Annotated in this window: 11 protein-coding genes; 8 read left to right on the forward strand and 3 right to left on the reverse strand. The window is 67.0% G+C overall.

Translation table 11 applies throughout. The features are described 5' to 3' along the window. Nucleotides 1-7 precede the first annotated feature (7 nt). The 3 genes from msrB to ACEN9J_RS04905 are packed head-to-tail and all read right to left on the reverse strand — an operon-like array spanning nucleotide 8 to nucleotide 3101. A complete protein-coding gene (gene msrB, locus ACEN9J_RS04895) occupies nucleotides 8-421 on the reverse strand; it encodes a peptide-methionine (R)-S-oxide reductase MsrB (protein WP_057597047.1) in 414 nt (137 codons plus the stop codon). Continuing rightward, complete coding sequence (locus ACEN9J_RS04900) at nucleotides 418-1941, reverse strand: protein adenylyltransferase SelO (RefSeq protein ID WP_413763479.1); 1524 nt, start codon at nucleotides 1939-1941, stop codon at nucleotides 418-420. The genes msrB and ACEN9J_RS04900 overlap by 4 nt, the downstream gene beginning before the upstream one ends. 44 nt (nucleotides 1942-1985) lie before the next feature. Continuing rightward, nucleotides 1986-3101, reverse strand: a complete 1116-nt coding sequence (locus ACEN9J_RS04905) for an AraC family transcriptional regulator (RefSeq protein ID WP_413763480.1) — start codon at nucleotides 3099-3101, stop codon at nucleotides 1986-1988. Between the two features lie 189 nt (nucleotides 3102-3290). Here ACEN9J_RS04905 and ACEN9J_RS04910 point away from each other — a divergent pair, with 189 nt between their 5' ends. The 8 genes from ACEN9J_RS04910 (at nucleotide 3291) to ACEN9J_RS04945 (ending at nucleotide 13501) form a co-directional block, all read left to right on the forward strand. Then, nucleotides 3291-5033: a carboxylesterase/lipase family protein gene (locus ACEN9J_RS04910; RefSeq protein WP_413763481.1), complete on the forward strand. Its 1743-nt coding sequence runs from the start codon at nucleotides 3291-3293 to the stop codon at nucleotides 5031-5033. A 203-nt stretch (nucleotides 5034-5236) separates the two neighbouring features. Continuing rightward, complete coding sequence (locus ACEN9J_RS04915; RefSeq protein WP_413763482.1) at nucleotides 5237-6865, forward strand: 3-(methylthio)propionyl-CoA ligase; 1629 nt, start codon at nucleotides 5237-5239, stop codon at nucleotides 6863-6865. Between the two features lie 149 nt (nucleotides 6866-7014). Then, nucleotides 7015-8244 carry a branched-chain amino acid ABC transporter substrate-binding protein gene (locus ACEN9J_RS04920; RefSeq protein ID WP_057596420.1) on the forward strand — a complete coding sequence of 410 codons (1230 nt, stop codon included), beginning with the start codon at nucleotides 7015-7017 and terminating at the stop codon, nucleotides 8242-8244. A 200-nt stretch (nucleotides 8245-8444) separates the two neighbouring features. Further along, nucleotides 8445-9677 carry a branched-chain amino acid ABC transporter substrate-binding protein gene (locus ACEN9J_RS04925; protein ID WP_057596419.1) on the forward strand — a complete coding sequence of 411 codons (1233 nt, stop codon included), beginning with the start codon at nucleotides 8445-8447 and terminating at the stop codon, nucleotides 9675-9677. Nucleotides 9678-9755: 78 nt separating this feature from the next. After that, on the forward strand, nucleotides 9756-10709 hold the full coding sequence (locus tag ACEN9J_RS04930) for a branched-chain amino acid ABC transporter permease (protein WP_057596418.1): 954 nt from the start codon (nucleotides 9756-9758) through the stop codon (nucleotides 10707-10709). Between the two features lie 4 nt (nucleotides 10710-10713). Continuing rightward, nucleotides 10714-12024, forward strand: a complete 1311-nt coding sequence (locus ACEN9J_RS04935) for a branched-chain amino acid ABC transporter permease (protein ID WP_057596417.1) — start codon at nucleotides 10714-10716, stop codon at nucleotides 12022-12024. A gap of 3 nt (nucleotides 12025-12027) precedes the next feature. Further along, complete coding sequence (locus ACEN9J_RS04940; RefSeq protein ID WP_261205658.1) at nucleotides 12028-12804, forward strand: ABC transporter ATP-binding protein; 777 nt, start codon at nucleotides 12028-12030, stop codon at nucleotides 12802-12804. 1 nt (nucleotide 12805) lies between these two features. Further along, nucleotides 12806-13501, forward strand: a complete 696-nt coding sequence (locus ACEN9J_RS04945; protein WP_057596415.1) for an ABC transporter ATP-binding protein — start codon at nucleotides 12806-12808, stop codon at nucleotides 13499-13501. Nucleotides 13502-13511 lie beyond the last annotated feature (10 nt).

Below are 13511 nucleotides of genomic sequence, written 5' to 3' on the forward strand. Positions count from 1 at the left end.
GCGCCGTTCAGGGCTTCTTCTGGAAATCCAGCGAGGCCGAGTTCATGCAGTAGCGCAGGCCGGTCTCGGTCGGTCCGTCGGGAAAGACGTGGCCCAGGTGCGCGCCGCAATTGGCGCAGACATTCTCGGTGCGCACCATGCCGTGCGAGCGGTCGACGATGTTGCGGATCGCGCCGGGCACGGCTTCCTCCGAGAAGCTGGGCCAGCCGCAGCCGGCGTCGAACTTGGTGGCCGACTCGAACAGCTTGGCGCCGCAGCACACGCAGTGGTAGGTTCCGTCGTCCCAGTGGGCTTCGTACTTGCCCGTGAAGGGGCGCTCGGTCGCCGCGTGGCGGGTCACCTCGAAGGCGGCCGGTTCGGCGCCCTTCTCGGCGAGCAGCGCTTTCCATTCGGCATCGGTTTTCTGGACGGGTGTGTTCATGATGAGCAGCTGATTTCGATCGTGGAAGCCCAGTCGGGCGGGAACCCGGCATACGCATCGGCGCCGGGATGTTCTTCAAATGGGGATTCCAGCAGGCCGAGCAAGGTGGCCACGCCCGAGAAGTCCTTGCGGCCAGCCGCTTCGATGGCCTGCTGGCCCAGGTGGTTCCGCAGCACGTACTTCGGATTGCTGCGCAGCATCAGTTCGGCGGCCTGCTCGCGCGGGATCTGGTTGTGGCGCTCCAGAAACGATAGCAGCCAGGCGTCGAAGCCGGCGCGGTCGATGAACAGCTCGCGCACCGGCTCGATGTTGCCGTCGGCCCGGTACTGGGCCAGGCGGCGCCAGAAGATCGTGTAGTCGGTCTTCTCGGCCGCCAGCAGCTTGAGCGCGTCCTCGATCAGTTGGCGGTCGCCATCGGCCGCGTCGGCGAGGCCGAGCTTGGCGCGCATGCGGTTCTCGAAGGCGTTCGGAAAGGCGCTCTTGTAGGGCTCGAGCGCGGCCAGCGCGAGTTCCTGGTCCTCGATCAGCGGCAGCAGCGCCTGGCCGAGGCAGAACAGGTTCCAGTACGCGACGTTGGGCTGCTGGTTGAACGCATAGCGGCCGCCGGTGTCGCTGTGGTTGCAGATGTGGCGCGGATCGAAACCGTCGAGGAACTGGAACGGCCCGTAGTCGATGGTGAGCCCGAGGATGCTCATGTTGTCGGTGTTCATCACGCCGTGGCAGAAGCCCACCGCCTGCCAGTGGGCCAGCAGGGTGGCGGTGCGCTCGGCCACGGCCTCGAGCAGCGCCGCGTAGGGATTGCCGCCGAAGCGTTCGGTGTGGCGGCAGGCCGGGTAGTAGCGGTCGATCACGTAGTCGGCCAGCGCGCGCAGTTCCGCGTGCTGCTGGTTCGCCGCGAAGTGCTCGAAATGGCCGAAGCGGATGAAGCTCGGTGCCACCCGCGTGACCACCGCGGCGGTCTCGATCTCCTCGCGGCGCACGCGCGCGTCGGAGCCGGTCACGCACAGCGCGCGCGTGGTCGGGATGCCCAGGCCGTGCATGGCTTCGCTGCAGAGGAACTCGCGGATGCTCGAGCGCAGCACGGCGCGGCCGTCGCCCATGCGCGAGTAGGGGGTGCGGCCCGCGCCCTTGAGCTGGATCTCGAGGCCGCCCGCGGTCTCGCCGAGCAGGATGGCGCGGCCGTCGCCGAGCTGGCCGGCCCAGACGCCGAACTGGTGGCCGCTGTAGACGCTGGCCAGCGGCCGCGCGCCCGCCAGCGGAACGTTGCCGCTGAGCGCCTCCAGGAGCGCGTCGCTGCGCCAGTCCTCGGGCAGGCCCAGCTCGCGCGCGACCTGGTCGCTGTGGCCGACCCAGTACGGCGGCGTGGGCGAACTCAGCGGGGTGGGGCGCAGCTCGGTGAAGAAGCGCGGGCCCAGCGCCGCGAAGCCTTCGACCCATTCCAGGCCCAGGTCGGCGTTCTCGGGCCGGGTTCCGGCTGGATCGGTGCGGGTTGCTTCGGCAAGCGGGCTCGTGGGCGTCATGGCCCGATTGTCCGGCAGACCACGAGACCCCAGGCCGGGGGCGGTCAGGCGGCGGCGCGCAGCAGCGGCAGGTTGGCGCCCTCGCCATGCCACAGCCGCGTGCGGTACTGCGCCGGCGGCAGGCCGAACCAGCGCTTGCAGGCGCGGAAGAAGTTGCTGCTGTCGACGAAGCCCAGCAGGTCGGCCACGTCGGTCAGGGTGTGGCGCTCCTGCGCCAGGTACTGCTGCGCGAGTTCGCGCCGGGTGCGGTCGAGCAGCGCCTGGAACGACACCGACTCCTCCTGCAGCCGGCGCTGCAGCGTGCGCTCGGCCAGGCCCAGGCCCGAGGCCACGTCCTGGCGGCGCGGCTCGCCGTGCGGCAGGCGGCGCGCGATCTCGGCGCAGACCAGGGTGCTGGTGGTGGTCTGGCCCAGCTGGTCGAGCTGGTCGTCGAGCAGGTGTTCCTGCATCTCGCCGAGCTCGGGGTGGCTGGTCGGCAGCGTCATCGCCAGGTCGGCGGCCGACAGCAACATGCGGTTGGCCGGGGCGCCGAAGCGCACATCGCAGCCGAAGGCCTCGCGGTGCGGCCGGTCGTCGTCGGGGGGCGGATAGGCGAACTCGATCGCCAGCGGCTCCATCTCGCGCCGGATCAGCCAGCGGCACTGCATCAGCATGGTGAGCAGGGCGTACTCGACGCGCTGGCGCGGGATCGGCAGGCTGCCGCCCGTGTGCTGCATCACCATCCAGCGGCCGCGCGCCTCGGGCTGCACCGAGAAGGCGGTGGCATCGGAGATCACGGGCATGTAGCGCGCGAGCCGGTCCATCGCCTCGCCGAGGTCGACGCAGCAGGCCATGACGTGGGCGACAGTGCCCAGCTTGCTGTGGGTGGCGGCCAGGCCGCGGTGCAGGCCCAGCGTGGGCCGGCCTGCGCGCGCCACGGCCAGCTGCCACAGCACGGTGACCTCGTCGACCGGGATGCGCGCGTTCTGCCGCAGCAGCGACTCGGGGTCGAAGCCGGCGTCGCGCAGCAGCGAGGGCACGTCCAGGCCCTCGGCCTCGAACATCCTCAGCACCCCCTCGAGCCATGCCGACGAGCTGGTGCGCAGCTCGGGCTGCGGCATGCAGCCCGGACGGCGTGCAGGCCGGCGCGCATGGCGCGGGTTGGAGGCTCCTGAAGTCATTCGATTGGCTCGCTTGCGATAGCGGTGGAAACAGCACCCGTTCCTAGAATTTTTTTCGGGTTCGGCGGGCCGGAGTATGGCTGCCGGGCGCCGACGCAGGAATTCCGATTAACCCGGTGTGGAGACAAACACATGCAAGCAACGGCAACGGCACGAAAAAGCCAGGGTACGGCAGGACAGAAGACGAAGGTGGCCTCGGCCATCGCCAGGGCCGCGAGCGCGCCCGCCAGCCTGGGCCTGGTGGCCTGCGGCGGCGGCGGCTCGGGGCCGAGCGGGTTCTTCCCGGTGGCGCCGCCGCCCCCGCCGCCGCCCGCGCCGCCCCCGGCCGCCGACGGTCCGATGGTGCGCCAGACCACCGCCGGCAAGATCGAGGGCACGGACGACAGCGCCGCCACCGGCACCTTTTCCTGGAAGGGCGTTCCGTTCGCCCAGGCGCCGGTCGGCAACCTGCGCTGGGCGCCGCCCGCCGATCCCAAGCCCTGGGAGGGCGTGCGCGCCGCGAGCAAGTTCGGCCACAGCTGCGCCCAGGGCGGGCGCTACTTCAGCCCCGCGCCCGGCGACGCGCCGTTCGGCCTCGCCACCCGCGAGGGCTTCGGCAAACCGGTGGGCGACGAGGACTGCCTCACGCTCAACATCTGGCGCCCGAGCAACGACAGCGCCAAGCTGCCCGTGATCGTCTACATCTACGGCGGCAGCAACATCTCGGGCTACACGGCCGATCCGGGCTACGACGGCGCCCAGCTCGCCAAGCGCGGCAATGCCGTCGTCGTGACGATCAACTACCGGCTGGGCGTGCTCGGCTGGCTCGACCTGCCGCAGCTCAAGAACGGCGAGGCGAAGAACGACTCGGGCAACTTCGCGCTGCTCGACCAGATGCAGGCGCTGAAGTTCATCCAGGCCAACATCGGCGCCTTCGGCGGCGACGCGGGCAACGTCACGGTGATGGGGCAGTCGGCGGGCGCGGTCAACACCTGGGGCCTGGTGGTGTCGCCGTCGTCGGCCGGCCTGCTGCACAAGGCGGTGCCGCTGAGCGGCGGGATCGCCTTCTCGACGCGCGCCACCGCGCAGACCTATTCGAAGGGGTTGCTCGCGGCCATCGCCATCGCCGACGGCAAGGCCGCCGACACCACCGCGGCCAACGCCTGGGTGGCCTCGCAGACCGATGCGCAGATCGCGAGCTACCTGCGCGGCCTGTCGGCGAACAAGCTGCTGAGCGTCGTGCTCGCGAACCCGCAACTGGGCAATGCGCCCGCGCCGATCGAGGACGGCACCATCCTGCCCGTGAACTCGGTCGCCGAGGTCGCCGCCGGCCGCTTCAACAAGGTGCCGATGCTGATCGGCAACACGCGCGACGAGGGTACCTTGTTCGCCAACCTGTTCGGCACCTTCACGGGGCAGGGCCTGGGCTTCAAGCCGACCGACTACGAGCGCTTCGGCCTGCAGTACACCTTCAATCCCGACGTACCGACCACGCTCACCGAGGCCGACCTGATCAACGCGCCCTACCTGCCGGTAGGTAAACCGCTGACCGGCTGGAAGGCGGCCTCGGATTTCGCGACCAACGCGATCTTCCTCAACATCCTGCCGCCGCAGATCGATTCGGTTGCCAGGTACCTGCCGACCAAGACCTGGTACTACCGCTTCGACTGGAGCCAGCAGGTGGCGCCGTTCAACACCGTCTATGGCGCGACGCACGGGCTCGACACGGTGTTCATGTTCCACAACTTCGGCACCGGCATCTTCTCGTTCGCCTACGGCGAGGCGAACCGCCCGGGCCGCGAGGCGCTGTCGGATGCGATGGTCGGCAGCCTGTCCGCGTTCGCGCGCACCGGCGATCCGAACCATGCGGGCCTGGGCGTGACCTGGCCCAACTGGCCGCGCAAGATCGTGCTCGACGCGAGCAAGACGCAGCTGCAGAACAGCGCGCCCTGAGACGGTGCACTGGCTGCGTACACCACCGTGGCGGCCCACGCCGCCACGGTGCCTGCATGCTCCGGCGGACGCCGGCTGTCGTCTGGACGACAGATCGGTGTCCGCAGACTGCGGGTTTCTGTCATTGTGCGAACGCACATAAATTGCGTGAATCGCGCTAGTCCTGAAAACCGCTGAATTTTGTTGAAAGAAGGAGCCTGTAGATGCTGGGTTTGATGCAAGACCGACCGCTTTTGATCTCGTCGCTGATCGAGTTCGTCGAGCGCCACAACGGCGACGGCGAGATCGTCTCGCGCCGGGTCGAGGGCGACATCCACCGCTGTACCTGGAGCGACATCGCATCGCGTTCCCGGCAGGTGGCCAATGCGCTGGACGGCGAGCAACTGCTGTTCAGCGACCGCATCGCGACCCTGGCCTGGAACGGCTACCGCCACCTGGAGCTCTACTACGGCGTCAGCGGCAGCGGCCGCGTGCTGCACACCATCAACCCGCGCCTGCATCCCGACCAGATCGCGTGGATCGCGAACCACGCCGAAGACCAGATCCTGTGCTTCGACCTCACCTTCCTGCCGCTGGTGCAGGCCGTGCACGCCAAGTGCCCGACCATCCGCAAGTGGGTCGCGCTGTGCGACCCCGACAAGCTGCCGGTCGACAGCGGCGTGCCCAACCTCGTGAGCTACGAGGACTGGGTCGGCGGCCAGTCCACCGAGTACCAGTGGCCGGTGTTCGACGAGAACTCGGCCTCGAGCATGTGCTACACGAGCGGCACCACCGGCAACCCGAAGGCCGCGCTCTACAGCCACCGCTCGACCATGCTGCATGCCTACGCCGCCGCGCTGCCCGACGTGATGCGCATCTCGGCGCGCGACTCGGTGCTGCCCGTGGTGCCGATGTTCCACGTCAATGCCTGGGGCATTCCGTACTCGGCCGCGCTCGTGGGCTGCAAGCTGGTGTTCCCGGGCCCGGCGCTCGACGGCAAGTCGGTCTACGAACTGATCGAAGGCGAGGGCGTGACCTTCGCGGCCGGCGTGCCCACCGTGTGGCAGATGATGCTGGGCCACATGCAGACCAACGGCCTGAAGTTCAGCACGTTGAACCGCACCGTGATCGGCGGCTCCGCCTGCCCGCCGGCCATGATCAAGGCCTTCCAGGACCTCTACGGCGTCGAGGTGCTGCATGCCTGGGGCATGACCGAGATGAGCCCGCTGGGCACGCTGTGCACGCTCAAGAACAAGCACCTGAAGCAGTCGCCCGAGGAGCAGCTCACGGTGCGCCTCAAGCAGGGCCGCGCGATCTTCGGCGTCGACATGAAGATCGTCGACGGCGAGAACAACGAGCTGCCCTGGGACGGCAAGGCCTACGGCGACCTGCTGGTCAAGGGGCCGTGGATCGTCAAGGAGTACTTCAAGGGCGAGGGCGGCGATCCGCTGATCGACGGCTGGTTCCCCACCGGCGACGTCGCCACCATCGATGCCGACGGCTACCTGCAGATCACCGACCGCAGCAAGGACGTAATCAAGTCCGGCGGCGAATGGATCAGCTCGATCGACATCGAGAACATCGCGGTCGCGCACCCGGCCATCGCCATGGCGGCCTGCATCGGCGTGTACCACCCCAAGTGGGACGAGCGCCCGATCGTCGCGGTGGTGAAGAAGCCCGGCGCCGAGGTCACGCGCGAGGAACTGCTGAAGTTCTACGAAGGCAAGACCGCCAAGTGGCAGATCCCCGACGACGTGGTCTTCGTCGAGGCGATTCCGCTGGGCGCCACCGGAAAGATCCTCAAGACCCGGCTGCGCGAGCAGCTCAAGGACTACAAGCTGCCCGGCCTCTGAAGCGGGTTGCGGCGCCGGCCGTGTCGCCTAGGCGATAGCACGGCCACCGCCGCGGCCCGGCTTGCGGGCAATCCCTGTGCGAACGAAAAAAGCGCGCTTGTACGCTGCAAAGGCAGCCGATCGAGCCGCCCTACAACCTGGAGACCTTCATGCGTTTTGCCCTCAAGTCCATCGCCGTGTGCGCCCTGCTGGCCGGAGCCGGCGCGTCCTTCGCCCAGAAGGGCGAGACCGTCAAGATCGCCTGGCTCGACCCCCTGTCGGGCCTGATGGCCGCGGTGGGAACGAACCAGCTCAAGACCACGCAGTTCCTGGCCGAGGAATTCAACAAGAAGAACGCGTCGGGCGTGAAGTTCGAGATCATCGGCATCGACAACAAGCTCAGCCCGCAGGAAACCACCGCCGCGCTGCGCTCGGCCCAGGACCAGGGTGCGCGCTACATCCTGCAGGGCAACGGCTCGGGCCCGGCGCTCGCGATCATCGATGCGATCGAGAAGAACAATGCGCGCAACCCGGGCAAGGAACTGCTGTACCTGAACTACGCCGCGGTCGACCCCGACCTGACCAACAGCAAGTGCAGCTACTGGCACTTCCGCCTCGACGCCGACACCTCGATGAAGATGGAGGCGCTGACCACCTGGATGAAGGACCAGGCGGACATCAAGAAGGTCTACATCCTCGGCCAGAACTACGCGCACGGCGTGCAGGTCAGCAAGTACGCCAAGGAGAACCTCAAGACCAAGCGGCCCGACATCCAGATCGTCGGCGACGACCTGCATCCGCTGGCCCAGGTGCGCGACTTCTCGCCCTACATCGCCAAGATCAAGGCCTCGGGCGCCGACACCGTGATCACCGGCAACTGGGGTTCCGACCTGTCGCTCTTGATCAAGGCCGCCAACGACGCGGGCCTCAACGTCAAGTTCCTGACCTACTACGCGCCCGGCGCCGGCACGCCCACGGCCATGGGCTCGGCCTCCGCGGGCAAGGTCTACACCGTGGCCTATGCCCACTACAACATGGGTGGCGACATCCAGCGCCTGCTCGGCGAATTCAAGAAGAAGATGAACGACGACCTCACGCAGGCGTCGATCTTCCATGCCTTCGCGCTGCTCGACAACGCCTTCGTCCAGACCAAGTCGACCGATCCGGTCAAGGTCGCGGCCGCGCTCGAGGGCATGAAGATCAAGAGCTTCAACGGCGAGGTCGAGATGCGCAAGACCGACCACCAGCTGCAGCAGGGCCTGTACATCGCGCGCTGGGAGAAGGCCAGCGCCAAGTACCCCTACGACGCCGAGAACACCGGCTACACCAACGTTCCCGTGAAGTACTACGAGTCGTACGTGGCGAGCACGCCGACGACCTGCCAGATGAAGCGTCCCTGAGCGCGTTCATGTGCATTTCCTACCCAAAGGTAGCAAAGCCTACCGCCGGGTAGAAATTGGAGAAATGCGCTGTCGCCTGCGCGATAGAAACCGGGCTTCCCGGCACTCCCCTTACGGGCAATCCCTGAGGGGAGGGGCAGGGAACGCTTGTACGCTCGTGCAAGGCTTTTTTGATTCGGTTTGACCAGGAGATATAGATCGTGAAGTTCACTCTGAAAATCGCTACCGCAGCCATCCTTGCCGCGAGCGCCGCCGGCGCCCTGGCCCAGAAGGGTGAAACCGTCAAGATCGCATGGCTCGACCCGCTGTCGGGCCTGATGGCCGCGGTGGGCACCAACCAGCTCAAGACCTTCCAGTTCCTGGCCGAGGAATTCAACAAGAAGAACGCGGCCGGCGTGAAGTTCGAGGTCATCGGCATCGACAACAAGCTCAGCCCGCAGGAAACCACCGCCGCGCTGCGCTCGGCCATGGACCAGGGCGCGCGCTACGTGGTGCAGGGCAACGGCTCGGGCCCGGCGCTGGCCATCATCGACGCGCTCGAGAAGCACAACGCCCGCAACCCCGGCAAGGAAGTGCTCTACATCAACTACGCGGCCGTCGATCCCGACCTGACCAACAGCAAGTGCAGCTACTGGCACTTCCGCCTCGACGCCGACACCTCGATGAAGATGGAGGCGCTGACCACCTTCATGAAGGACCAGCCCGAGATCAAGAAGGTCTACCTGATCAACCAGAACTACTCGCATGGCCAGCAGGTCTCGAAGTTCGCGAAGGAAAACCTCAAGACCAAGCGCCCCGACGTCGAGATCGTCGGCGACGACCTGCATCCGCTGGCCCAGGTGCGCGACTTCGCGCCCTACATCGCCAAGATCAAGGCCTCGGGCGCCGACACCGTGATCACCGGCAACTGGGGCTCCGACCTCGCGCTGCTGATCAAGTCGGCCAACGACGCCGGCCTCAACGTCAAGTTCTACACCTACTACGCCGTCACCAACGGCACGCCGACCGCCATGGGCGCGGCCTCGGACGGCAAGGTCTACCAGGTCGGCTACAGCCACTACAACGCGCCGGGCCCGGTGCAGCCGCTGATGGGCGAGTTCAAGAAGCGCTTCAACGACGACCTCTACACCACCGACATCTACACCGTCTACGCGATGCTCAGCGAAGCCTTCGTGCGCACCAAGTCGACCGAGCCGGTCAAGGTGGCCGCGGCGCTCGAGGGCATGAAGTTCAAGAGCTTCAACGGCGACGTCGAGATGCGCAAGGCCGACCACCAGCTGCAGCAGGGCCTGTGGATCACGCGCTGGCAGAAGGCCGACGCCAAGAACCCGTACAGCCCGGAGAACACCGGCTACACGCTGGCCCCGGTCAAGTACTACGAAGCCTACGTGGCGAGCACGCCCACCACGTGCCAGATGAAGCGGCCCTCCTGAACGCGGGACGCCCCTGAACGGTCGAGGCCCGACTTCAACACTCGGGCCTTTTTCTTTTTCATGTGATCCGAAAGACCGATGAACGTCGAATTCTTCGTCATCTCGCTGCTCAACGGCGTGAGCTACGGCCTGCTGTTGTTCATGCTGAGCTCCGGCCTCACGCTGATCTTCAGCATGATGGGCGTGCTCAACTTCGCGCACGCCAGCTTCTACATGCTGGGCGCGTACATCGCCTACACGCTGTCGAACATCATCGGCTTCTGGCCGGCGCTGTTCCTCGCGCCGCTGCTCGTGGGCGCGCTGGGCGCGGGCTTCGAGCGCTACTGCCTGCGGCGCGTGCACAAGTTCGGCCATGTGCCCGAGCTGCTCGTGACCTTCGGTCTTTCCTACCTGATCCTCGAACTGGTGCAGCTGGTGTGGGGCCGCTCGACCGTGCCCTACGGCCTGCCGGCGCAGCTGCAGGGCCCGCTGTTCTCGCTCTACGGCACGCAGTTCCCCAAGTCGCGCTCCTTCATCATGCTGGTGGCGGTGCTGATGCTGGTGTCGGTGTGGCTGCTGCTCACGCGCACGCGCATCGGTCTCGTGATCCAGGCCGCGCTCAAGCATCCCGACATGGTCGAGGCGCTGGGCCACAACGTGCCGCGCGTGTTCATGCTGGTGTTCGGCGGCGGTGCCGCGCTCGCGGGCCTCGCGGGCGTGGTGGGCGGCAACACCTACGTCACCGAGCCGGCGATGGCAGGCTCGGTCGGCTCCATCATCTTCGTGGTGGTGGTGGTCGGCGGCATGGGTTCGCTGGCCGGCGCCTTCCTGGCCTCGCTCCTGATCGGCGTGATCCAGACCTTCGCGGTCGCCATGGACCAGTCGCTGGCCGGCGGGCTGCAGGCGCTGGGCGTGGCGGTCAGCGAGCAGACCTTCGGCTACGAGCTGCTCAAGCTCACCATCTCGCAGGTCGCGCCGATCCTGCCTTATCTGTTCCTGGTCCTCATCCTGATCTTCAGGCCCAAGGGCCTGCTGGGCACCCGGGAGGACTGACGCCATGACATCGACCACGCAAGCTTCCCGCTACTACCGCTTCAAGCCCTGGAACATCGGGCGCTACCTGATCTGGGCGCTGTTCGCCATCGCCCTGATCGTCGCGCCGCACCTGTTCAAGAGCAGCCTGGCGCTGACCATGCTCTCGCAGATGGGCTACCTCATCATCATCTGCCTGAGCTACAACATCCTGCTGGGGCAGGGCGGCATGCTGAGCTTCGGCCATGCCGTCTACGTCGGCCTGGGCTCGTTCATCGCGATCCACACGATGAACCTCGCGAGCAAGGGCGCGGTGCCGGTGCCGCTGGTGCTGATCCCGCTCGTGGGCGGGCTCGCGGGCATGTTCTTCGCGATCCTGCTGGGCTTCGTCACCACGAAGAAGTCGGGCACCACCTTCGCGATGATCACGCTGGGCATCGGCGAACTGGTGGCCGCCATGGCGCTGATGTTCCCGAGCTTCTTCGGCGGCGAGGGCGGCATCACCACCGACCGCGTCTACGGCACGCCCTTCCTGGGCATGACCTTCGGGCCGCAGATCCAGGTCTACTACCTGATCGCGTTCTATTGCTTCGTGTGCACCGCGCTGATGTTCGCCTTCACCGGCACGCCGCTGGGCCGCATGCTCAACGCGGTGCGCGACAACCCCGAGCGCGTGGAGTTCATCGGCTACAACACGCAGCGCGTGCGCTACTTCGCGTTCATCATCGCGGGCTTCTTCGCCGGCATCGGCGGCGGCCTGGCCTCGATCAACTTCGAGATCGTGAACGCGGCCGACAGCCTCAACGCGGTGCGCTCGGGCGGCTACCTGCTGTTCACCTTCCTCGGCGGTGCGGTGTTCTTCTTCGGCCCGATGATCGGCGCGGTGCTGCTGGTGTTCGCCTCGATCCTGCTGTCGGAGCTCTCGAAGGCCTGGCAGCTCTACTTCGGGCTGGTGTTCGTGTTCATGGTGATGTTCGCCCCGGGCGGCATCGCGAGCCTGATCATGATGAACCTGCGCGTGGCCAAGTTCGGCAAGTTCGGCCGCTTCTGGTGGCTCTACCTCGCGCTCGCCGCGGCGCTGGTGCCGGTGGTGATCGGCGCGGCCGCGCTGATCGAGATGATCTACCACATCCAGCTCAACGCGGCGATGGGCCCGAGCCTCAACTTCTTCGGCGTCTCGCTCAATACCGCGGGCACGGGCAGCTGGCTCGGCGCGGTCGCGATCCTGGCCGTCGGCCTGGGCGCGCTCGAGGTCGCGCGGCGCCGCTTCGTGCGGGTCTGGGGCCAGGCGCAGGAAGAGATCGAAACGGAAATCAAGCGTCGGGAGGCGGCGTAACACATGAGCGCTGAATACGCACTGGAACTCAAGGCGCTGCGAAAGAACTTCGGCAAGACCGAGATCATTCGCGGCGTGGACCTCGCGGTGAAGGCCGGCGAGCGCGTGGCCGTCATCGGGCCGAACGGCGCGGGCAAGTCCACGCTGTTCAACCTGATCAGCGGCCGGCTCGCGCCCACCAGCGGCGAGGTGCTGCTCAACGGGCAGCGCATCGACGGCAGGAAGCCCTACGAGATCAACCGGCTGGGCCTCGCGCGCAGCTTCCAGATCACGAACATCTTCCCCAAGCTCAGCGTGTTCGAGAACCTGCGCTGCGGCGTGCTCTGGAGCCTCGGCTACAAGTACACCTTCCTGCGCTTCCTCTCGAACCTCGACGATGCCAATGCGCGCACCGAGGAACTGATCCGCCAGATCGGCCTGGAACGCAAGCGCGACGTGCACGCGGTGAACCTCACCTATGCCGAGCAGCGCGCGCTCGAGATCGGCGTGACCATCGCCGGCGGCGCCAGCGTGATCCTGCTGGACGAACCCACGGCCGGCATGAGCAAGACCGAGACCTCGCACTTCATCGCGCTGATCAAGCACGTGACCACCGGCAAGACCCTGCTCACGGTGGAGCACGACATGGGCGTGGTGTTCGGCCTGGCCGACAAGATCGCGGTGGTGGTGTATGGCGAGGTGATCGCCTTCGACACGCCCGCGGAGGTGCGCGCCAATGCGCGCGTGCAGGAGGCGTACCTGGGTTCGTCGGTCGCCGATGCACAGGGAGCGGGACACTGAGATGCTGAAGCTTCACGACATCCACGCCTACTACGGCAAGAGCCATGTGCTGCATGGCGTTTCCTTCGACGTGCAGCCCGGCGAGATCGTCGCGCTGCTGGGCCGCAACGGCTCGGGCCGCTCGACCACCGCCAAGGCCATCATGGGCCTGGTGCATGCCGAGGGCACCTTGCGCTGGAAGGAGCAGGACATCCTGCGCAAGAAGGCCTACGAGATCGCCCACCTGGGCATCGGCTACGTGCCCGAGAACCGCGACATCTTCCCCAAGCTCACGGTGCACCAGAACCTGCTGCTGGGGCAGAAGGGCAGCGGCAAGGGCAGCCGCTGGCAGTTCGACGACATGTACGCCATGTTCCCGCGCCTGAAGGAGCGCCAGCACACCGAGGCCGGCGTGCTCTCGGGCGGCGAGCAGCAGATGCTCACGCTGTGCCGCACGCTGATGGGCGACCCCGACCTGATCATCATCGACGAGCCCACCGAGGGCCTCGCGCCCAAGATCGTCGAGCTCGTGGGCCAGTACCTGCGCACGCTCAAGGACAAGGGCATCTCGGTGCTGCTGATCGAGCAGAAGCTCACCATCGCGATGGCGATCTCCGATCGCGCGCTCGTCATGGGCCATGGCAGCATCGTCTTCGACGGCACGCCGGCGAGCCTGCGCGCCGACGGATCGACGCGCAAGGAATGGCTCGAGGTCTAGACTAGGCTTT

It is taken from the genome of Variovorax sp. Varisp41, assembly GCF_047325085.1.
Classification (GTDB): domain Bacteria; phylum Pseudomonadota; class Gammaproteobacteria; order Burkholderiales; family Burkholderiaceae_C; genus Variovorax.

Coding starts and splice junctions, on each gene's coding strand:
- msrB (WP_057597047.1), bottom strand. CDS start 421: ATGAACACACCCGTCCAGAAAACCGATGCCGAATGGAAAGCGCTGCTC.
- ACEN9J_RS04900 (WP_413763479.1), bottom strand. CDS start 1,941: ATGACGCCCACGAGCCCGCTTGCCGAAGCAACCCGCACCGATCCAGCC.
- ACEN9J_RS04905 (WP_413763480.1), bottom strand. CDS start 3,101: ATGACTTCAGGAGCCTCCAACCCGCGCCATGCGCGCCGGCCTGCACGC.
- ACEN9J_RS04915 (WP_413763482.1), top strand. CDS start 5,237: ATGCTGGGTTTGATGCAAGACCGACCGCTTTTGATCTCGTCGCTGATC.
- ACEN9J_RS04920 (WP_057596420.1), top strand. CDS start 7,015: ATGCGTTTTGCCCTCAAGTCCATCGCCGTGTGCGCCCTGCTGGCCGGA.
- ACEN9J_RS04930 (WP_057596418.1), top strand. CDS start 9,756: ATGAACGTCGAATTCTTCGTCATCTCGCTGCTCAACGGCGTGAGCTAC.
- ACEN9J_RS04935 (WP_057596417.1), top strand. CDS start 10,714: ATGACATCGACCACGCAAGCTTCCCGCTACTACCGCTTCAAGCCCTGG.
- ACEN9J_RS04940 (WP_261205658.1), top strand. CDS start 12,028: ATGAGCGCTGAATACGCACTGGAACTCAAGGCGCTGCGAAAGAACTTC.
- ACEN9J_RS04945 (WP_057596415.1), top strand. CDS start 12,806: ATGCTGAAGCTTCACGACATCCACGCCTACTACGGCAAGAGCCATGTG.